At 69.7% G+C, this 16,741-nt stretch carries 16 protein-coding genes; 10 read left to right on the top strand and 6 right to left on the bottom strand.

The window, feature by feature from the left end; all coding sequences use genetic code 11:
• The first annotated feature begins 12 nt into the window (after positions 1–12).
• The 5 genes from AC5DRG_RS35965 to AC5DRG_RS35985 all read left to right on the top strand — a co-directional run bounded on the left by AC5DRG_RS35965 (position 13) and on the right by AC5DRG_RS35985 (position 4,560).
• Positions 13–930: a F0F1 ATP synthase subunit gamma gene (locus tag AC5DRG_RS35965; protein WP_491803795.1), complete on the top strand. Its 918-nt coding sequence runs from the start codon at positions 13–15 to the stop codon at positions 928–930.
• Positions 930–2,366 (top strand): F0F1 ATP synthase subunit beta, encoded by a 1,437-nt coding sequence (atpD, locus tag AC5DRG_RS35970; protein WP_491803796.1) that lies wholly within the window; start codon positions 930–932, stop codon positions 2,364–2,366. Before AC5DRG_RS35965 ends, atpD begins: the two co-directional genes overlap by 1 nt.
• 110 nt (positions 2,367–2,476) lie before the next feature.
• The gene (locus AC5DRG_RS35975; RefSeq protein WP_491803797.1) at positions 2,477–2,851 is read left to right on the top strand and encodes a F0F1 ATP synthase subunit epsilon; all 375 of its coding nucleotides are present in this window, start codon (positions 2,477–2,479) and stop codon (positions 2,849–2,851) included.
• Positions 2,852–3,010: 159 nt separating this feature from the next.
• On the top strand, positions 3,011–3,457 hold the full coding sequence (locus tag AC5DRG_RS35980; RefSeq protein ID WP_491803798.1) for a DUF2550 domain-containing protein: 447 nt from the start codon (positions 3,011–3,013) through the stop codon (positions 3,455–3,457).
• A 251-nt stretch (positions 3,458–3,708) separates the two neighbouring features.
• The gene (locus AC5DRG_RS35985; protein ID WP_491803799.1) at positions 3,709–4,560 is read left to right on the top strand and encodes an LLM class flavin-dependent oxidoreductase; all 852 of its coding nucleotides are present in this window, start codon (positions 3,709–3,711) and stop codon (positions 4,558–4,560) included.
• Between the two features lie 82 nt (positions 4,561–4,642).
• Here AC5DRG_RS35985 and AC5DRG_RS35990 read toward each other — a convergent pair whose 3' ends face one another.
• Positions 4,643–6,469 carry a glycosyl hydrolase family 18 protein gene (locus tag AC5DRG_RS35990; protein ID WP_491803801.1) on the bottom strand — a complete coding sequence of 609 codons (1,827 nt, stop codon included), beginning with the start codon at positions 6,467–6,469 and terminating at the stop codon, positions 4,643–4,645.
• 156 nt (positions 6,470–6,625) lie between these two features.
• A complete protein-coding gene (locus AC5DRG_RS35995) occupies positions 6,626–7,198 on the bottom strand; it encodes a cob(I)yrinic acid a,c-diamide adenosyltransferase (RefSeq protein ID WP_491803802.1) in 573 nt (190 codons plus the stop codon).
• Between the two features lie 186 nt (positions 7,199–7,384).
• On the opposite strand from AC5DRG_RS35995, the gene AC5DRG_RS36000 reads away from it, so the two are divergent.
• The 3 genes from AC5DRG_RS36000 to AC5DRG_RS36010 all read left to right on the top strand — a co-directional run bounded on the left by AC5DRG_RS36000 (position 7,385) and on the right by AC5DRG_RS36010 (position 11,434).
• The gene (locus tag AC5DRG_RS36000; protein WP_491803804.1) at positions 7,385–8,233 is read left to right on the top strand and encodes a 3-hydroxyacyl-CoA dehydrogenase family protein; all 849 of its coding nucleotides are present in this window, start codon (positions 7,385–7,387) and stop codon (positions 8,231–8,233) included.
• A gap of 145 nt (positions 8,234–8,378) precedes the next feature.
• A complete protein-coding gene (locus AC5DRG_RS36005) occupies positions 8,379–8,702 on the top strand; it encodes an STAS domain-containing protein (protein WP_155060612.1) in 324 nt (107 codons plus the stop codon).
• Between the two features lie 230 nt (positions 8,703–8,932).
• Positions 8,933–11,434, top strand: coding sequence for an ATP-binding protein (locus AC5DRG_RS36010; protein WP_491803805.1), 2,502 nt, complete (start codon positions 8,933–8,935; stop codon positions 11,432–11,434).
• A gap of 64 nt (positions 11,435–11,498) precedes the next feature.
• Here the strand turns inward: AC5DRG_RS36010 and nucS are convergent, their stop codons facing one another.
• Complete coding sequence (gene nucS, locus AC5DRG_RS36015) at positions 11,499–12,170, bottom strand: endonuclease NucS (protein ID WP_491803806.1); 672 nt, start codon at positions 12,168–12,170, stop codon at positions 11,499–11,501.
• 245 nt (positions 12,171–12,415) lie between these two features.
• Here nucS and AC5DRG_RS36020 point away from each other — a divergent pair, with 245 nt between their 5' ends.
• A complete protein-coding gene (locus AC5DRG_RS36020; RefSeq protein ID WP_491803807.1) occupies positions 12,416–12,808 on the top strand; it encodes an SCO5389 family protein in 393 nt (130 codons plus the stop codon).
• 83 nt (positions 12,809–12,891) lie between these two features.
• Here AC5DRG_RS36020 and AC5DRG_RS36025 read toward each other — a convergent pair whose 3' ends face one another.
• Entirely contained in the window at positions 12,892–13,920 is a 1,029-nt protein-coding gene (locus tag AC5DRG_RS36025; RefSeq protein ID WP_491803809.1) for an LLM class flavin-dependent oxidoreductase, read from the bottom strand.
• Positions 13,921–14,141: 221 nt separating this feature from the next.
• On the opposite strand from AC5DRG_RS36025, the gene AC5DRG_RS36030 reads away from it, so the two are divergent.
• Complete coding sequence (locus AC5DRG_RS36030) at positions 14,142–14,474, top strand: Rv1322 family protein (RefSeq protein ID WP_491803810.1); 333 nt, start codon at positions 14,142–14,144, stop codon at positions 14,472–14,474.
• Positions 14,475–14,503: 29 nt separating this feature from the next.
• On the opposite strand, the gene AC5DRG_RS36035 is transcribed toward AC5DRG_RS36030, so the two are convergent.
• Entirely contained in the window at positions 14,504–15,382 is an 879-nt protein-coding gene (locus AC5DRG_RS36035; protein WP_491803811.1) for an ABC transporter permease, read from the bottom strand.
• Positions 15,379–16,608 (bottom strand): ABC transporter ATP-binding protein, encoded by a 1,230-nt coding sequence (locus tag AC5DRG_RS36040; protein WP_491803812.1) that lies wholly within the window; start codon positions 16,606–16,608, stop codon positions 15,379–15,381. The genes AC5DRG_RS36035 and AC5DRG_RS36040 overlap by 4 nt, the downstream gene beginning before the upstream one ends.
• Between the last annotated feature and the right edge of the window lie 133 nt (positions 16,609–16,741).

The raw sequence follows: 16,741 nt of genomic DNA on the forward strand, positions 1-16,741 counted from the left end.
GGGACCTGACTCATGGGAGCCCAGCTCCGGGTCTACAAGCGTCGCATCCGATCCGTCACCGCGACCAAGAAGATCACCAAGGCGATGGAGATGATCGCCGCCTCGCGCGTCGTCAAGGCGCAGCGCAAGGTGAGGGCCTCCACGCCGTACGCGACCGAGCTCACCCGCGCGGTCACGGCGGTCGGCACCGGCTCGAACACCAAGCACCCGCTGACCACCGAGGCCGAGACGCCGACCCGTTCCGCGGTACTGCTCCTCACGAGCGACCGCGGTCTGGCCGGCGCCTTCAACTCCAACGCCATCAAGGCTGCGGAGCAGCTGACCGAGCGTCTTGAGGCCGAGGGCAAGGAGGTCGACACGTACATCGTCGGCCGCCGCGGTCTGGCCCACTACAACTTCCGCGAGCGCAAGGTCGTGGAGTCGTGGTCGGGCTTCACCGACGAGCCCACGTACGCGGACGCCAAGAAGGTCGCGGGTCCGCTGATCGAGGCCATCGAGACGGCGACGGCGGACGGCGGCGTGGACGAACTCCACATCGTCTACACCGAGTTCGTCTCGATGATGACGCAGACGGCGGTCGACAGCCGCCTGCTGCCGCTCAGCCTCGAAGAGGTCGCGAAGGACGCTGCCCCCAAGGGCGAGATCCTTCCGCTGTACGACTTCGAGCCGTCGGCGGAGGACGTCCTCGACGCTCTTCTGCCGCGGTACGTCGAAAGCCGTATCTACAACGCGCTGCTCCAGTCGGCTGCCTCCAAGCACGCCGCCACGCGCCGCGCGATGAAGTCGGCCACCGACAACGCGGGAGAGCTCATCACCACGCTCTCCCGTCTTGCCAACGCGGCCCGCCAGGCCGAAATCACCCAGGAAATCAGCGAGATCGTCGGTGGCTCCGCAGCCCTGGCCGACGCGACCGCGGGGAGTGACAGGTAATGACGACGACAGTTGAGACGGCCGTTGCCACGGGCCGCGTCGCCCGGGTCATCGGCCCGGTCGTCGACGTGGAATTCCCCGTCGACGCCATGCCCGAGATCTACAACGCCCTTCACGTCGAGGTGGCCGACCCGGCCCTCGCCGGCGAGAAGAAGACGCTGACCCTGGAGGTCGCTCAGCACCTGGGTGACGGCCTGGTCCGCACCATCTCGATGCAGCCCACCGACGGTCTGGTCCGCCAGGCCCCGGTCACCGACACCGGCACGGGCATCACCGTCCCGGTCGGCGACTTCACCAAGGGCAAGGTGTTCAACACCCTCGGTGAGGTGCTGAACGTCGACGAGACCTACGAGGGCGAGCGCTGGTCCATCCACCGCAAGGCCCCCCGCTTCGACGAGCTCGAGTCGAAGACCGAGATGTTCGAGACCGGCGTCAAGGTCATCGACCTTCTCACCCCGTACGTCAAGGGTGGAAAGATCGGTCTGTTCGGCGGTGCCGGCGTCGGCAAGACGGTGCTCATCCAGGAGATGATCTACCGCGTCGCCAACAACCACGACGGTGTCTCCGTGTTCGCCGGTGTCGGCGAGCGCACCCGTGAGGGCAACGACCTCATCGAGGAGATGGCCGACTCGGGCGTCATCGACAAGACCGCCCTGGTCTTCGGTCAGATGGACGAGCCCCCGGGCACCCGTCTGCGCGTGGCCCTGGCCGGTCTGACCATGGCGGAGTACTTCCGCGATGTGCAGAAGCAGGACGTGCTGTTCTTCATCGACAACATCTTCCGCTTCACGCAGGCCGGTTCCGAGGTCTCGACCCTGCTCGGCCGTATGCCCTCCGCGGTGGGCTACCAGCCGAACCTGGCCGACGAGATGGGTCTCCTCCAGGAGCGCATCACCTCGACCCGTGGTCACTCGATCACCTCGATGCAGGCGATCTACGTCCCCGCGGACGACCTGACCGACCCGGCCCCGGCCACCACCTTCGCCCACCTCGACGCGACGACGGTTCTCTCCCGTCCGATCTCCGAGAAGGGCATCTACCCGGCCGTGGACCCGCTGGACTCCACGTCCCGCATCCTGGACCCCCGCTACATCGCGGCGGACCACTACAACACCGCGATGCGCGTCAAGACGGTCCTGCAGAAGTACAAGGACCTCCAGGACATCATCGCGATCCTCGGTATCGACGAGCTCGGCGAGGAGGACAAGCTCGTCGTCCACCGTGCCCGTCGTGTGGAGCGCTTCCTGTCCCAGAACACCCACGTCGCCAAGCAGTTCACCGGCGTCGACGGGTCGGACGTACCGCTGGACGAGTCGATCACCGCGTTCAACGCGATCATCGACGGCGACTACGACCACTTCCCGGAGCAGGCGTTCTTCCTCTGCGGTGGCATTGAGGACCTCAAGGCCAACGCCAAGGAGCTCGGCGTCTCCTGAGCCTCGCGCTCTTGAAGAGGGGCGGGCGCGTCCCGCCCCTCTTCGTACGCCCACTAGACTTGTAACCAACACCCGGCAGAACAGCCGGGTGGTGACCCGAGGAGCCAACCTTGGCTGCTGAGCTGCACGTCGAGCTGGTCGCCGCCGACCGCCAGGTCTGGTCCGGCGAGGCCACCCTGGTCGTCGCGCGTACCACCTCCGGCGACATCGGCGTCATGCCCGGTCACCAGCCGCTGCTCGGTGTGCTGGAGTCGGGCCCGGTGACCATCCGTACGAGTGATGGTGGAACGGTCGTCGCCGCGGTGCACGGCGGTTTCATCTCGTTCGCGGACAACAAGCTGTCGCTGCTGGCCGAGATCGCCGAGCTGTCGGACGAGATCGATGTCCAGCGCGCGGAGCGGGAGCTCGAGCGCGCGAAGGCGGAGGGCGATGCCTCCGCCGAGCGCCGCGCGGACGTCCGACTGCGCGCGGTGGCCGCGCGCTGACCATGGGGGTCCCCCCAGGCCTTTTGGCACTGGGGGAGGGCGGGCGATGACGTCACTCAGCCGCGGCTGGGACCGGAGGAATCCGGCCCTAGCCGCGGCTGAGGCGAATGTGGGTGTTTTTTACGTTTCGTTACCTAGGAGACGAGGAGGTCGGTGTCGATGGTCCTCGCTCTGACTGTGTGCGGAATTGTCGTGGCGCTCGTGGTGATCGCCCTGTTCGTCTTCGGACTGCGCCGCAGACTCATCCAGCGCTCCGGTGGCACCTTCGACTGCAGCCTCCGCTGGGACGTACCGGAGAAAACCGACACCAGCGGCAAGGGCTGGAGCTACGGCGTCGCCCGCTACAACGGTGACCGCATCGAGTGGTACCGCGTCTTCTCCTACGCCTACCGCCCGCGCCGCGTCCTGGAGCGCGCCGCCATCGAGGTCGCCGGCCGCCGCCTCCCCGAGGGCGAGGAGGAGCTGGCACTCCTGTCCGACGCGATCATCCTCACCTGTGTGCACAGGGGCACGCGTCTCGAACTCGCCATGAGCGAGGACGCGTTGACCGGATTCCTGGCTTGGCTGGAGGCAGCGCCTCCCGGGCAACGGGTAAATGTCGCCTAAATTCCTTGCCCGTTGAATGGGGGTGCCCCCGGACGAAGTCTGGGGGAGGGTCAACGTGGCCTGATGGCCGTTCGGGCCTGAAGAAAATCCCTCGGCAGGGGTGGACCCGCCGGGATAGAGTCGCAGCACTCCGAACAACACACGCTCTCTCGAAGTACGCCGCAGTACGGGAGCACGCTCGCGCACATCCGATGCGCGGCCAGGAGGGGCGGCAGCGAATTTCGCCTGCCCTCTCCAAGGAGTGACTCCTCATGAAGATCGGCCTCGGCCTTCCCGTCGACGACCCCGCCGCGCTGTGGACCTGGGCCCAGCGCGCCGACGCCGGCCCCTTCACCACCCTCGGCCTGCTCGACCGCCTGGTCTACGACAACCCCGAACCGCTGATCACCCTCGCCGCCCTCGCCGGGGCCACCACCCGGATCCGGGTGCAGACCGAGGTGCTGATCGCGCCCCACCACAACACCGCCCTCCTCGCCAAGCAGACCGCCACGCTCGACCGCCTCTCCGGTGGCCGCTTCACCCTCGGCATCGGCGTCGGCGGCCGTGCGGACGACTGCCTGGCCGCCGGCATCGACCTGCGCCGCCGCGGACGCCGCCTCGACGAGCAGATGGCGTTGCTGCGCCGGACCTGGGCGGGGGAGGCGTACGGCGAGGGCGTCGGCCCGATCGGACCCGCGCCGCTGACTCCGGGCGGGCCCGAGGTGCTCTTCGGCGGCTTCGCCCCGGCGGCACTCGAACGGGTCGCCCGCTGGGGCGACGGCTTCCTCGGCGCCGCACTGCCGCCTGAGTACATGGACCGGATGTTCCGGGACGTGGAGGGGGCCTGGACGACGTACGGGCGCCCCGGCCGCCCCCGCCTGCTCGCGCAGCTCAACGTCGCTCTCGGCGCGAACCCGGTGGTCGACGCGGCGCGGGCGAACATGCACCGCTACTACGAGTTCACCGGACGCGCCGACTACATGGTCGACGGCCTGCTCACCACACCGGAGCGCATCCGGGACGCCGTCAACGGGTATACCGGCATCGGCGCCGACGAGGTGATGCTCTACTGCTGGGCCTCGGACCCCGATCAGGTCGACCGCCTGGCGGACGTCATGTCCTGACGCTCCCGTCGACGCGCGAGCCGGGGAGACAGGGGTGTTCCCCCGTCTCCCCGGCCCGCAGTGCGTAACAGGCTCAACAGGCTTACGACAGCCCGCTGTTGATGGCGCTCACCAGTTCGCCGTTGGTGGTGTCGCCGCTGAACTCCCAGAAGAAGGCGCCGCCGAGGCCCTGGCTCTTGGCCCAGGTCATCTTGGTGCCGATGGTGGCGGGAGTGTCGTAGGACCACCAGTTGTTGCCGCAGTACGCGTAGGCCGTGCCGGCGATGGTGCCGGTGGCCGGGCAGGACGTCTTGAGGACCTTGTAGTCCTCGATACCCGCCTCGTACGTGCCCGCGGCCGCGCCGGTCGCCGTGCCGCCGGGTGCCGCCTGGGTGACTCCGGTCCAGCCGCGGCCGTAGAAGCCGATGCCGAGGAGCAGCTTGGACGAGGCCACGCCCTTCGCCTTCAACTTGGCTATCGCATCAGCGGAGTTGAAGCCCGCGGTCGGGATGCCGGTGTAGGAGGTGAGCGGGGAGTGCGGGGCGGTCGGGCCGGTGGTGGCCCAGGCCCCGAAGTAGTCGTACGTCATCACGTTGTACCAGTTGACGTACTGCGAGGCGCCGCCGTAGTCGGCCGCGTCGATCTTGCCGCCGGAGGAGCCGTCGGCGGTGATGGCGGCGGTGATGAGGTAGTCGCTGCCGAACTCGGTGCGCAGGGCCGACATCAGGTTCTTGAAGGCCGCCGAGCCCGAGGTGTCACAGGTCAGACCGCAGGCGTTCGGGTACTCCCAGTCGATGTCGATGCCGTCGAAGACATCGGCCCAGCGGGAGTCCTCGACCACGGCCTTGCAGGAGGCGGCGAAGGCGGCCGGGTTGGCGGCGGCCTGCGCGAAGCCGGAGGAGTAGGTCCAGCCGCCGAAGGAGTAAAGCACCTTGATGTTGGGGTACTTGGCCTTCAGCTGGCGCAGCTGGTTGAAGTTGCCGCGCAGCGCGCCCGTGTCCCAGGTGTCGGCGGTGCCGGAGACGGACTGGTCGGCGGTGTACGCCTTGTCGTAGGCGGCGTAGGTGTCGTCGACGACGCACTTGCCGTCCTTGACGTTGCCGAACGCGTAGTTGACGTGGGTGATCTTCGACGCGGAGCCGGAGGTCACCAGGTTCTTCACGTGGTAGTTGCGGCCGTAGACGCCCCACTCGGTGAAGTAGCCCAGCTTGACCGCGCTGCCGGTGCCGGGGTCGGTGCCGCCGCCCGTGGTGGTCACCGAGACCGCGCCGCTGACCGGGCCGGTCTGGTCAGCGGTGTCGCGGGCCTGGACGGTGTACGAGTAGCTGGTGCCGGCGGTCAGACCGGTGTCCGTGTACGTCGTGCCGGTCACCGTGGCGACGACAGTGCCGTTGCGGAGCACGTCGTAGTTCTTGATGCCGTTGTCGTCGGTGGCCGCCGTCCAGGACAGCGTGGTCGAGGTGTTGGTGACGCCGGACGCGGTCGGCGTGCCGGGGGCGCTCGGGACGCTGTCACCGGGGACGGTGGGGCCGCCGTCACAACTGCCGCCGTTCAGCTTGCAGTTGGAGGGGGCGCCGGAGCCGGTGCCGTTGAAGCCGAAGGAGACGGAGGCGCCTGCGGCGAGGGTGCCGTTCCAGGACTTGTTCTTGGCGGTCCAGTGAGTGCCGGAAGACGTGACGTCCGCGTCCCAGGCCGAGGTGACGGCCGTACCGGAGGGGTAGTCCCACTCGACCGTCCATGAACTGAGCGCCGTGGTACCGGTGTTGGTGACGACCCACTTGCCTTCGAAGCCGGTGCCCCAGTCCTGGGTCTTGGTGTAGGTGGCGGTGGCGGATGTCGCGGCCTCGGCGGGGCTCGCGATGCCCACCAGTCCGGCGACGGGGAGCAACAGGGTCGCGACGGATGCCGCGAATCTGTGTCTGAAGCGCATGGAGCGCCTCCTCGGGGGTGTAGGGGGCGTGACTGAGCCTTCACGCCCACAGTGCCGCGAGAATAGAAAGGTCTGGACCACAGGTCAATGGGTCTGGACCACTTCGCGGCGGAGTTCTACACTCCCAACTCCTGTGCCAACACGGCCGCTTGGCCGTCAGCGCTCCCCGCCGGGCACCCAGAGCACGTCCCCGACGTCCTTGTTCGCCGTCCGGGCCAGAATGAAGAGCAGGTCGGACAGCCGGTTCAGGTAGGTCGCGGTCAGCGGGTTCATCACCTCGCCGTGCACCTCAAGCGCCGCCCACGTCGACCGCTCCGCCCGTCGTACGACCGTGCAGGCCTGGTGCAGCAGGGCCGCGCCCGGCGTGCCGCCCGGCAGGATGAACGAGCGCAGCTTCTCCAGCCGCTCGTTGAAGCGGTCGCAGTCCGCCTCCAGCTTGTCGACGTAGAACTGCTCGACCCGCAGCGGCGGGAATTCCGGCTTCTCCACCACCGGCGTCGACAGATCGGCCCCCACGTCGAACAGGTCGTTCTGCACCCGGGTGAGGACCTTGACGACCTCCTCGTCGAGCCCGCCCAGCGCGATCGCCGTACCGATCACCGCGTTCGCCTCGTTGGCGTCGGCGTACGCGGAGATCCGCAGATCTGTCTTGGCGACCCGGCTCATGTCGCCGAGGGCGGTGGTGCCCTGGTCGCCGGTCCTGGTGTAGATGCGCGTCAGATTGACCATGTCACCAGCTTAGTGAGGTGCCCAACTACGCCGTACGAGCCCGGAATGGCCCCTGCCGGTGTGATGTCCACCAGATGGGACGTGACTCGCGTTACTAACCGGTCACACAGTGCCCTCACTGCCGCTAGGGTCCGCCGGAGAGGCAATGTAAACAGCATGTAGGGCGCTTCAAAGGGGAGTCGCACAGTGGCACGGAAGCTTGCCGTCATCGGGGCCGGTCTCATGGGATCGGGCATCGCCCAGGTCTCCGCGCAGGCGGGCTGGGACGTCGTCCTGCGGGACGTCACCGACGAGGCGCTCAAGCGTGGCACCGACGGCATCAAGGCCTCGTACGACAAGTTCGTGAGCAAGGGCAAGCTGGAGGCGCACGACGCCGACGCGGCCCTCGCCCGGATCACCGCGACCACCGATCTGGACGCGGTCGCGGATGCGGACATCGTCGTCGAGGCCGTCTTCGAGAAGCTGGAGGTCAAGCACGAGATCTTCCGCGCGCTCGACAAGATCGTGCGGGACGACGCCGTGCTCGCCTCCAACACCTCCGCCATCCCGATCACCAAGATCGCGGCGGTCACCGAGCGGCCGGAGCGGGTCGTCGGCGCGCACTTCTTCTCGCCGGTCCCGATGATGCAGCTGTGCGAGCTCGTGCGGGGCTACAAGACGAGCGACGAAACCCTCGCCACCACACGGGAGTTCGCCGAGTCCGTCGGCAAGACCTGCATCGTCGTCAACCGGGACGTGGCGGGGTTCGTGACCACCCGGCTCATCTCCGCGCTCGTCGTCGAGGCCGCCAAGCTCTACGAGTCGGGCGTCGCCACCGCCGAGGACATCGACCTCGCCTGCAAGCTGGGCTTCGGGCATGCCATGGGCCCGCTGGCGACGGCCGACCTCACGGGCGTCGACATCCTGCTGCACGCCACCAGCAACATCTACACCGAGTCGCAGGACGAGAAGTTCGCGCCGCCGGAGCTGATGCGCCGGATGGTTGACGCCGGTGACATCGGACGCAAGAGCGGGCAGGGCTTCTACAAGCACTGAAACCGCACAGACCCCAGGAGCTTCACCCTGGGGAGTGAATTGGGTATCGGTTCGCTTACAGACGGCAACTTCGGCGCCGCCGAGGCAGTCAGACCTTGCACAACCACCGTCACGGAGTACGACAACGCACTCGCGGGGAGCGCATATGTTCATCAGGGGCGACCACGCCGAGCTGGTCGTCGGGGGCCGCCTCGACGTACGCAGCGCGGCGGACGCCCGTACGGTCCTGCACTCGGCCGTCGACGACGGAGTCGGCGATCTGGTCCTTGACCTGTCCGAGCTCGACTCCTGGGACGCCACCGGACTCGGGGTGATCATGGGGGCCCACCGACGGGCCGGCCGCTGCGGCCGGCGCCTGGTGCTGCGCGACGTACCGCCGCAGATGCAGCGCCTGCTGGTGGCCACCCGGCTGCACCGGATCCTGGCGATCGAAGGCGGCATCGGGGTGGAGTCACTGCCCCGCGTGTGACCAGGCCACACGGCCGCGAAACGCACCACGCGCACAATCCTCACGAGACTGTGACGTCTCGGACGGCGCGGTACCCCGGGCTGTCGTAGATACTGTGCCAAGGTTTAGGGTTCGGTCGCCCGCTGCCTACAACCCTTCGAGCGGGCCCGGACCAGAAGCGACAGCGCGGTGTGCAGCAAGGCCGGGAGGGGATCCTTCGGCACACGACGCTTTTGGGGGGCTTGAAACCTATGGACCCGAACAACACGGGACCCGAGGAGTACGGCCAGGACGGCGAAGGCACCTCGCCGCGCCCGCGCCCGCCTAGGGAATCCCTCACATCCGACTTCGGCCAGAGCACACCCGCCCTGGCCCGTACGGTGCAGCTCGTCTCCGGCGACTTCCTGCTCACGGTCAACCCCGTCGACGGCAGCGAGATCGAGGCCTGCCCACCGGGAGAGCGGCCCGGCAGGCCCGCCAAACTCACCCCGGCCGAGCGCGCCGAGACCGACCGCGCGGCCAAACCGCCCGTCCCGCCGGGACCGGCCCAGCCCGCGCTGTATCTCCTGGGACGCCAGGACGAGCGCGAGCGACTGGTGCGGCTGCTCGCCCGCGGCCGCTCCGTGCGCCTCACCGGCCCCGCGGGATCCGGCCGCAGCAGCCTGCTCGACCTGGTCGCCGAGGACTGCGCGGACCTCGCCCCCGACGGCGTCGTCCGCCTCACCGGCTTCCGCCGCACGGCCACCGACCTGCTCTACGACCTCTTCTACGCCGTCTACAACGCGCCCCTGCACCGCCCCGACCGGGCCGAACTGCTCGAACTCGTCCACGAGATCGGCGCGGTCGTCGTCCTCGACGACATCGAGCTCGGCGGCGCCGCACTCGACGAGCTGCTGGACGCGACACCCGAGTGTGCCTTCCTGCTCGGCGCCACCCCCGACATACCCGCCCCGTCCGCCGACTCCGCCCTCGAAGAGGTCTTCCTCGGCGGCCTCGACCGGGCCGGCGGCGTGGAGGTCCTGGAGCGTGCCGTCGGCCGCGTCCTGACCGAGGACGAGGCGAACTGGGCCGGCGACCTCTGGTTCGAGTCCGAGGGCCTGCCGCTGCGCTTCGTCCACGCCGGTGCCCTGCTGCGCCAGCGCGACCGGATGCGGGCCAGCGCGGACGCCGTCGACGAGTTCGGCGTCTTCCAGGACATACCGGTCGACGCGCCCTTCGACGCCGAGGACAGCCCCGAGATACCCCTGCCGTCGGTCGGCGAGGCCGCCTCGGCCGCCCCGCTGCTCGCCTCCCGGCTGAGCGAGTCGGCGCGTGCCACCCTGCGCTTCGCCGTCGCTCTCGGCGGCGAGGTGCCGCACCAGGCGCACCTGCCGGCCCTGGTCGGCGACACCCACGCGGACGCCGCGCTCGGCGAACTCCTCGGCTGCGCCCTGGTCTCCCCGGTCGGCTCCCGCTACCGGCTCGCCGCCGGAGTGCGGGCCCAGCTGGAGGCCGCCGGATACGGCACCGAGATCGAGGCCAGGGCCCTGGCCGCCGCCCAGCACTACGCCTGGTGGGCCGGGCATCCCTCGGTCACCCCGGAGCGTGTGTGCGCCGAGGCGGACGCCGTGCTGGCCGCCCTGGGCGTGCTCGTGCCGGTGACGACCCCGCCGGCCGAGGACGAGGACAGCACCCCCGTGCAGCTGGCCCGCACGGCGGCGCCCGCGTTCGCCGCGGGGCTGCACTGGAGCGCCTGGGAGCGGGCGCTGCGGGCCGGCGCCGAGGCCGCTCAGCTCTCCGGCGAGGTGGGTGAACAGGCCTACTTCCACCATGAGTTGGGCGTCCTCGCACTCTGCGGCGGAGAGTACGACCGGGCCCGCGCCGAGCTGGAGGCCGCCATCGGCCTGCGCGGCGCACTCGCCGACAAGCGCGGCACCGTCGCAGGGCGTCGCGCCCTCGCCCTGGTCGCCGACCGCTCCGGCACCGCGCCCGGCATCGCCACCACGGGCGAGGAGGTGTCCGACGCCCGCTACGAGGAGTCGGCGTCGCCGCCCGGAGGCGTACCCGCCGCGCTGCTGAGCCTCCCGCGGCCCGGAGACACCTCGACCCTCGTCACCCACCGCGCGACCACGCCCGGCGGCGCACACAAGGGCCGGGGCGGCCTCAGGGGCCTCGCCAAGCGCAACCTCGTGGCGGCCGGCGCGGGCGCGCTGCTCGTCGCCGTGCTCGGCACGGTGGTGACCCTCGGCGCCACGTCCAACAACGACCCCGACGACCCGTCCGGCCAGGTCGGCGTCAACCCGTCCGCCAGCCAGGGCTTCGACGACGGCGGCCTGGGCGCCGACAAGCCGAAGAACGACAGCGACGGCGACACCGGCACGGCCACCAGCCGCGCCACCGACCCGGGCCCCGATGGCACCTACGGCACCTCCGACGACCCCACACCGACGGACGCCGCGGAGCCTTCGGACGACCCGAGCGGCACCAACGGCGGTGGCGGTACGTCGAGTTCGCCGACGAGGTCAACCTCGCCCACGCCGACGAGGTCGAATTCGCCCACGCCGTCGCAGTCGCAGTCCGAGTCCGAGGATCCGTCCGAGACGCCGTCGGCGACGCCGACCTCGGAGGAGCCGACCGCGGAGCCGACGGACAGCACCCCGTCCACGTCCGACTCGGCCAGCGGCCCCGCCTCCTCCAGCGCCCCGGCGGAGTCCAGCAGTTCGGCCAGTGCCCCGGAGAGCAGCGCGGCGAGCAGTACGACTTCGGTCATGTGAAGTCCCGTACGAGGAAAGAGGGCCGGGTCCGTTGTCACGGACCCGGCCCTCACCGTCGTAGAACTCAGAACAGCTTCAGTTTGTCGTCCTCGATGCCGCGCATCGCGTCGTAGTCCAGGACCGTGCAGCCGATGCCGCGGTCGGTGGCCAGGACTCGGGCCTGGGGCTTGATCTCCTGGGCGGCGAAGATGCCGCGGACCGGGGCGAGGTGGGGGTCGCGGTTCAACAGCTCCAGGTAGCGGGTGAGTTGCTCCACGCCGTCGATCTCGCCGCGCCGCTTGATCTCGACCGCGACCGTCGCGCCCTCGGCGTCCCGGCACAGGATGTCGACCGGGCCGATGGCCGTCATGTACTCGCGGCGGATGAGGCTGTAGCCGTCGCCGAGGACCTCGATGCGGTCGGCGAGGAGTTCCTGGAGGTGTGCTTCCACGCCGTCCTTGATCAGGCCGGGGTCCACGCCGAGTTCGTGCGAGGAGTCGTGGAGGATCTCCTCCATCGTGATGATGAGCTTCTCGCCCGCCTTGTTGATGACGGTCCAGACGCCCTCATCGTCCCCGCTTCCCTCCTTCAACGTGCAGGGCGGCGACATCCAGTTCAGGGGCTTGTAGGCCCGGTCGTCCGCGTGGATCGAGACGCTGCCGTCGGCCTTCACCAGGATCAGGCGGGGCGCTGAGGGGAGATGGGCGGTGAGCCGCCCGGCGTAATCCACGGAGCAGCGGGCAATGACGAGACGCATGGTCGGCAACGCTACTCGACAGGCATGGGTGCACGCGATTCGCCCCGGATAACGCATGTTCGTTAATGGCCGATAGTGAGCACATTGAGACCCCTCCATGTGCTCAATCTCCTGGTGCCGTCACCGCCCGCGACCTACCGTATTAAACGGGAGGTCGCGATGCGTGTACACAGAGTGTTCGGCAGCGCGGACTCCCTTTCCCTGTCCGGCAACCCCTCTGACCCGGGGGTGCGAGAGGAGAACCCATGTCGCTCGACGTCTCACCGGCCCTACTCGATCAGGCCGAGCGAGGCGAGGTCGACGAAGCTGACTTCGTCGACTGCGTCCGGACCTCCCTGCCCTACGCATGGGAGATGATCAGCTCCCTGGTGGCCCAGCTGAAGGTGGACGGCGGAGAGTTCGCCGACAACCAGACGCCGCCGCCGGACGAGCAGGCGCGTGGCCAGCTCCTGCGTGCGCTGGCGAGTGACGCGATACGCGGCGCGCTGCAGCGGCACTTCGGAGTGCGGCTGGCCTTCCAGAACTGCCACCGGGTTGCGGTGTTTCCGCTGGACCCGTCGGTGGACGAACGGCTTGCCCGCTTCACGTCGGTCCGCGGACAGCTGCTGAACCAGTCCCCGGAGCTCAGGGACTGCTGACGCGGTGATGCGCATGGCTTGCCGCTCCGGACGCGGGAGGTGCAATCGTCCGGCGCGGCAAGCTTCCCGTGGGGCACGGTGGTTCAGCCAAGGTGAGGGAGCACCTCGGCGCCCAGCCGTCGTACGTTCTCCTCGGTCGCGGCCAGGTCGCCCGAGCCCTCGACGAGGAGCGCGAAGCGGGTGATCCCGGTCCGTTCGCTGGTCGCCGCGAGGCGGTCGGCGCACAGCCGGGGGGTGCCCACCGGGTGCAGTCCGCAGAGCAGTTCGGTGTATGCCAGCGGGTCGCGCATCTGACGGGCGCGGCCGTCCACCGTGACATGGGCGTCGAGCCCCTGTCGCAGCCAGCCCGGCATCGCCTTCACCAGGGTCTCCACCGCGTCGGTGCGGCGGTCCGCGATCTGGCAGACGCCCGCCGAGACATGGGCCGCGCTCGCGATCTCCTCCGGCAACCGGCCCGCCGCACGCGCGAGTTGCCGCCACAGGGCGACCATCTCGGCCTTCTCCTCGTCCCCGACATGCATGCCGAGCAGCATCGGCAGCCCGCGCTCGGCGGCCATCCGTACGCTCGACGGAGACGTGCACGCGACGACGACCTCGGGGCCCGCTGTGTCCGCGAGGGACTCCGACGGCCTTGGTACGACGGGGACTTCACGGAAAGTGAAGCGGCCCCCGGCTCCCGCGACCGACGGCTCGCGCAGCCAGCGCACCAGCAGATCGAGTGATTCCGGGAACCCCTGCTCGTACGCTTCGAGGCCCGAGCCGAACACCTCCAGGTCCACCCAGGGCCCGCCGCGCCCCACCCCCAGCGAGAAGCGGCCGCCGCTCGTCACATGCAGCAGCGCGGCCTGCTCGCCGAGCGTCACCGGGTGGACCGTGGGCAGCACGCTGACCGCCGTGCCGATCCTGATGCGTCGCGTCCGGCCGAGGAGTAACGCGGCCAGGGTGATCGCCGACGGACAGGTGCCGTACGGCACGAAGTGGTGTTCGCCCAGCCAGACCGCGTCGAGTCCGGCCTCCTCGGCCACCTCCGCGGAGCGGACCGCACGGTGCAGGGCCTCCCCCTGGCCCTGGCCCGGGAACTGGGCCGCCAACACAAAGCTTCCAACGTGCATTGCGCTTTCCTGCTTTCTCGGCTCCGACCGGAGCTCCCCCACCGGGCATAACCGCCTGACACGTGCCGAGGACACGGCCTGGCGAAGAGATTTCCGGATTGTCTGCAGAATCGGCGTCTGGGAGGGGGACTTGTGGGGGTTGGTGCTCTTCGCATACCCCCGTCGGTGCCGCGTAGGCTGGACACAGCCCGTGCTTCCTGTATAGCCCCGTGAGGTGTTCTGTGTCCCCGCGTCGCAACCGACCCAAGGGCGGCGACTCGTCAGGCCCCAGCGCAGACGATGAGCGACCCGGCCGTTACGGCGGCTGGCAGTCCACGGAGAACTGGCAGGGCGAGGAGTGGAGCGTACGCCACGTGGCCGGGGCGAGTGCCCAGGGCAAGACATACCGCTGCCCGGGCTGCGACCAGCTGATCGGCTCCGGCGTCCCGCACGTGGTGGCCTGGCCCGAGCACTCGGGCGTCGACGAGCGCCGGCACTGGCACAAGGCGTGCTGGAACGCGAAGGACCGCCGCACCACGAGGGTGCAGCGGTCCCGTAACGCGCCGAAGTTCTGAGCCGTTTTCTCACGGCCTTTTGGTACGGCTCACACGTCCCGCTTCTCCAGCAGCGCGAAGGCGCCGGCGAACGCCGCGGCCGTCACGCCCAGGGCGATGAACAGCGGGTCCCAGCCGGAAGGGCCGGACTCGGTCAGCGAGTTGGAGTAGAAGACGCTGAGCTGGTTCGGGATCGAGTACTCGAACAGGAACTGGCGTACATCCTCCAGCGACGACGAGAACATGAACAGCGCGACCACCAGGGGAGCGAGCAGCAGCCCGATCATGATGGTGATGGCACCCGCCGAGTGCCGGATGATCGAGCCGACGATGAGCGAGAGCAGCCCGAGCAGCGCGATGTAGAGCGAGACACCGACCGTGGCCTTCAGCCACTCCTCGCCGGAGGGGTCGGCGGTGCCGGTGCCGTCCAGCATCGGGACCTGCACGAAGGCGACGAAGGACGAGGACACCAGCGTCACCACGAACGCGACCGTGAAGAACACGATCGCCTTCGCCGTCAGCACCCGCCCACGGCTGGGGCACGCGGTCATCGTGGTGCGGATCATGCCGGTGCCGTACTCGGAGGCCGTGGTCAGCACGCCGAGCGTGATGACGCACATGGTGCCGAGCAGCAGCCCGAAGAAGCCGAAGGACAGCGGGTTCTCGCCCGCCATGTCCTCGGGCCCGGCCTGGCCGGCGACCACCGCGGCGGCCAGCAGCCCGATGCCGACCACGAGCAGCACGAACACGCCGAGCGTCCACATCGTGGAGCGCACCGACTTGATCTTCGTCCACTCGGAGGCGATCGCGTGCCCGAGATGCGTGCGCACGACCGGGATGGGCGAGGTGTAACCGCCGTACGAAGGACCGGGCGCCGCCTGCCAGTTGGGGGCGGCGGCCTGTGGCATCGGGGGCTGGGGCGTGCTCATCGGGCGTCCTCGGGCTTGGTCGGGGAGGCGGAGGCGGCGGGGAAACCGGAGCCGGGCGTCTGGGGCGCCTGAGGGGCCTGCGGCGCCGGTTGCGCGTACGGGTTGGGCTGACCCACCCCGGGCGCGCCAGGGGCGCCGTAGGGGCCCGCGGGCGGCTGTCCCGGCTGTCCCTGCGGGGCGGCGGCGAAGGGCTGCCCGCCCTGCTGGGGCGGCGGCGGGGCGTACCAGCCCGGCTGGCCCTGCCCCGGCACCGGCATCGGCGGCTGCGCGCCGGGCGGCAGCGGCTGCTGCAGACCGGCCTTCTGGTCGGTGGTCGACCGGTAGTCGACGGCGCCCTGCGTCATCCGCATGTACGCCTCCTCCAGCGAGGCCTGGTGCGGCGACAGCTCCCACAGCCGTACGTCCGTGTCGTGCGCGATGTCGCTGATGCGCGGCAGCGCCAGTCCCGTGACCCGCAGCGCGCCGTCCTGCTCGGGCAGCACATGTCCGCCCGCCTCGGTGAGCGCCGAGGTCAGCTTCTCGCGCAGCTGGGGCTCGGTGTCCGGGGTGCGTACGCGGGCGAAGTCGGCGGAGTTCGCCGAGATGAAGTCCTTGATGCTCATATCGGAGAGCAGCTGTCCGCGCCCGATGACGATGAGGTGGTCGGCGGTCAGCGCCATCTCGCTCATCAGGTGGGAGGAGACGAAGACGGTCCGCCCCTCGGCCGCGAGCGCCTTCATCAGGTTGCGCACCCAGAGGATGCCCTCGGGGTCGAGGCCGTTGACCGGCTCGTCGAACAGCAGCACCTGGGGGTCGCCGAGAAGCGCGGCGGCGATGCCGAGCCGCTGGCCCATGCCCAGGGAGAAGCCCTTGGAGCGCCTCCTGGCCACGTCCTGGAGTCCGACGACACCCAGCACCTCGTCCACCCGGCGGGCCGGGATGCCCGACAGCTGGGCGAGGCTCAGCAGGTGGTTGCGGGCGTGCCGGCCGCCGTGCACCGCCTTGGCGTCGAGCAGGGCGCCGACCTGGCGGGGGGCGTTGGGCAGCTTGCGGTACGGGAAGCCGCCGATCGTCACCTGCCCGGACGTGGGGTTGTCCAGGCCGAGGATCATCCGCATGGTCGTCGACTTGCCCGAGCCGTTGGGCCCGAGGAAGCCGGTGACGGCACCCGGCCGCACCTGGAACGAAAGGTTGTACACGGCGGTCTTGTCGCCGTATCGCTTGGTCAGGCCGACAGCCTCGATCATGCTCCGCACCCATCGAAAGGTTCAGGACAGCGGGGCACACGCCCCCGTAAGGGTTAGGAGCTTATCGGGGAGCTGACGGTTCCCTTCAAGGAGCGGCAAAAACCCGGGTGCCGTGGGTCTCACACGCGTCCCA

Source organism: Streptomyces sp. JLBG701 (genome assembly GCF_058544905.1).

Coding starts and splice junctions, on each gene's coding strand:
- AC5DRG_RS35980 (WP_491803798.1), top strand. CDS start 3,011: ATGGTCCTCGCTCTGACTGTGTGCGGAATTGTCGTGGCGCTCGTGGTG.
- AC5DRG_RS36040 (WP_491803812.1), bottom strand. CDS start 16,608: ATGATCGAGGCTGTCGGCCTGACCAAGCGATACGGCGACAAGACCGCC.
- AC5DRG_RS36020 (WP_491803807.1), top strand. CDS start 12,416: ATGTCGCTCGACGTCTCACCGGCCCTACTCGATCAGGCCGAGCGAGGC.
- AC5DRG_RS35995 (WP_491803802.1), bottom strand. CDS start 7,198: ATGGTCAATCTGACGCGCATCTACACCAGGACCGGCGACCAGGGCACC.
- AC5DRG_RS36005 (WP_155060612.1), top strand. CDS start 8,379: ATGTTCATCAGGGGCGACCACGCCGAGCTGGTCGTCGGGGGCCGCCTC.
- AC5DRG_RS36010 (WP_491803805.1), top strand. CDS start 8,933: ATGGACCCGAACAACACGGGACCCGAGGAGTACGGCCAGGACGGCGAA.
- nucS (WP_491803806.1), bottom strand. CDS start 12,170: ATGCGTCTCGTCATTGCCCGCTGCTCCGTGGATTACGCCGGGCGGCTC.
- AC5DRG_RS35965 (WP_491803795.1), top strand. CDS start 13: ATGGGAGCCCAGCTCCGGGTCTACAAGCGTCGCATCCGATCCGTCACC.
- AC5DRG_RS35985 (WP_491803799.1), top strand. CDS start 3,709: ATGAAGATCGGCCTCGGCCTTCCCGTCGACGACCCCGCCGCGCTGTGG.
- atpD (WP_491803796.1), top strand. CDS start 930: ATGACGACGACAGTTGAGACGGCCGTTGCCACGGGCCGCGTCGCCCGG.
- AC5DRG_RS36035 (WP_491803811.1), bottom strand. CDS start 15,382: ATGAGCACGCCCCAGCCCCCGATGCCACAGGCCGCCGCCCCCAACTGG.
- AC5DRG_RS36025 (WP_491803809.1), bottom strand. CDS start 13,920: ATGCACGTTGGAAGCTTTGTGTTGGCGGCCCAGTTCCCGGGCCAGGGC.
- AC5DRG_RS35990 (WP_491803801.1), bottom strand. CDS start 6,469: ATGCGCTTCAGACACAGATTCGCGGCATCCGTCGCGACCCTGTTGCTC.